The following is a 1,440-nucleotide window of genomic DNA, read 5'->3' as shown; positions in this document are numbered from 1 at the left end:
TAAAATGTACCCTTTGTCAAGGACAATTTAAAAAAAGATAGACTAATTTAAAAGATGATTTCTGTATTTAACGGGAGTCATCTTTTTTAAGTTCCACTGCCCTCTAAAGTTATTATAATAATCTATATAATCATCTATTTCTTTAACTAGATCCTCAAATGTTTCACAAGTTTTTATATCAACTTCATCCTTTAAATGTCCAAAGAATGATTCCTGCGGGGCGTTATCCCAACAGTTTCCACGCCTAGACATAGATTGTCCTAACTTATTCTTTTTAACTTTATTTTGAAAAATTGGGCTGGTATAATGTACTCCTTGATCTGAATGAATAAATGAATCTTTTCTAAGAATATTCTTGTTATTTTGTATTAGCTTATCTATTGTATTAGTTACTATATCTATTTTTAAGCTTTTTGAAACATTATGAGCTAAAACCTCATTAGTCGAAGCATCTAAAATAGTCGATAAATAAGCCTTCTGACCATTTTTGAAAAATAGATAAGATATATCCGTTAGCAATACTTTGCCAGGAGATTTTTGCTTGAATTCTCTATTTAACAAGTTTGGTAAGACTGTATGTTCCTTTGTGGCTTTCATCATTCTTCTATAAGGATTAGCTTTTCTATGAGGGCAAGTAATTTCATATTTTTTCATTATCCTTCTTATACGTTTTAAATTATAGTTTATGTTAAAATGATTGTTCAGGGTCATTTTAATTTGTCTAGCGCCCTTTTTACGCCTCTTAAAATAATAGGCTTTTAAAATATTTTCTTTGATTTCTAAATCTCTAACTTCGTTAGATTCGCGACTTTTCATAATTATAGATGAAAAATATCTATAATATCCCGAACGTGAAACGCCTGAAATCTTACACATATAACTAAGCATATTTTTAAATTTGTACTTCTCAATAATATATTTTATAATTTTGAATTTTTCACTTGATGACACTGCTATTTCTTCTTTTCCACACTCCTTTCTAACATTTCTAACTTTTTTAGAAGTTCATTTTCAGCTTGTAGAAGTTTTAGTTTTGCTTGTAGCTTCTCATACTTTTCCTCTAAAGATAAGTCTTTTTCACTTGGTCTGCCAGTATTATATTTTCTAGTATCTTGTAATTGTTCAACACCATTTCTTCGAAATGCGGAGCGCCATCTACCACCAGATGATTGTATTCTTTTTAAACCAATTATATTAATATCAAAACCACATTCTTCAAATATCTCTCTGGGAAATTTACCTTTTTCATTTTCAGCAATAAATAGTCTTTTAAATTCATCTGTATATGTAATTCCTTTTTCACTAACTCTTTTAACATATTTATTTTTAGAAAGTATATTTATCTCCTCATTTGAAAAAAATTTCTTACTCATTTGTATTCACTCCTAACTCTATAATCTTATTATAAATAGAAAAACCCTATAGGGTAGACTTTTTTTA

At 28.2% G+C, this 1,440-nt stretch carries 1 protein-coding gene; it reads right to left on the bottom strand.

The window, feature by feature from the left end; all coding sequences use genetic code 11:
* Positions 1 to 42 precede the first annotated feature (42 nt).
* Positions 43 to 1,373, bottom strand: a protein-coding gene (locus ACJDTP_RS27355) for an IS3-like element ISCb4 family transposase (RefSeq protein WP_406762999.1) whose coding sequence is annotated in 2 segments (ribosomal slippage) — positions 43 to 1,001 and positions 1,001 to 1,373 — 1,332 coding nt in all. Because the reading frame shifts where the segments join, the coding sequence is not laid out codon by codon here.
* Between the last annotated feature and the right edge of the window lie 67 nt (positions 1,374 to 1,440).

Origin of the sequence: Candidatus Clostridium helianthi (assembly GCF_045310795.1) — a bacterium.
Taxonomy (GTDB): domain Bacteria; phylum Bacillota; class Clostridia; order Clostridiales; family Clostridiaceae; genus Clostridium; species Clostridium helianthi.
Note: the sequence above shows the minus strand (reverse complement) of the source record. Positions and strands in the feature narration are given on the sequence as shown.